The sequence below is a fragment of the Escherichia sp. S10b genome (assembly GCF_028421345.1).
In the GTDB taxonomy this organism is placed as follows: domain Bacteria; phylum Pseudomonadota; class Gammaproteobacteria; order Enterobacterales; family Enterobacteriaceae; genus ECMA0423.
In genome coordinates this window covers 1-956 of record NZ_JAHZSO010000096.1, presented here as the reverse complement: position 1 = coordinate 956, position 956 = coordinate 1, and the positions used below count along the sequence as shown (strand labels likewise).

The 956-nt window shown below is 59.9% G+C and carries 1 pseudogene; it reads left to right on the top strand.

Annotated features, from left to right (window positions below):
- Nucleotides 1-956: pseudogene (locus FTE26_RS07240) on the top strand (RHS element protein); the annotation flags it as partial.

Sequence of the window (956 nt, the reverse complement as noted above, 5' to 3'; positions counted from 1 at the left end):
GCTGCACACGCAGGGCGAAGCCGGGCTGAAGCGGGTGGTGAAAAAGGAACACGCGGACGGCAGCGTCACGCAGAGTCAGTTTGATGCGGTGGGCAGGCTTAAGGCACAGACGGATGCCGCAGGCCGGACAACAGAGTACAGCCCGGATGTGGTGACGGGCCTCATCACGCGCATCACCACGCCGGATGGCAGGGCATCGGCGTTTTACTATAACCACCACAGCCAGTTAACGTCAGCCACCGGGCCAGACGGGCTGGAAATGCGCCGCAAATATGATGAGTACGGACGTCTGATTCAGGAAACCGCCCCTGACGGCGATATCACCCGCTACCGTTATGATAATCCACACAGTGACCTCCCCTGCGCAACGGACGATGCCACCGGCAGCCGGAAAACCATGACGTGGAGCCGTTACGGTCAGTTGCTGAGCTTCACTGACTGTTCCGGTTATGTAACCCGCTATGACCATGACCGTTTTGGTCAGGTGACGGCGGTGCACCGCGAGGAAGGGCTGAGTCAGTACCGCGCATACGACAGCCGTGGACAGTTAATTGCCGTGAAAGACACGCAGGGCCATGAAACGCGGTATGAATACAACGCCGCCGGTGACCTGACCACCGTCATTGCCCCGGACGGCAGCAGAAACGGGACACAGTACGATGCGTGGGGAAAAGCCATCTGTACCACGCAGGGCGGTCTGACGCGCAGTATGGAATACGATGCTGCCGGACGGGTCATCCGCCTGACCAGTGAAAACGGCAGCCACACCACCTTCCGTTACGATGTACTCGACCGGCTGATACAGGAAACCGGCTTTGACGGCCGCACACAGCGTTATCACCACGACCTGACCGGCAAACTTATCCGCAGCGAGGATGAGGGGCTGGTCACCCACTGGCACTATGACGAAGCAGACCGCCTCACGCACCGCACCGTGAATGGCGAAACCGCAGAGC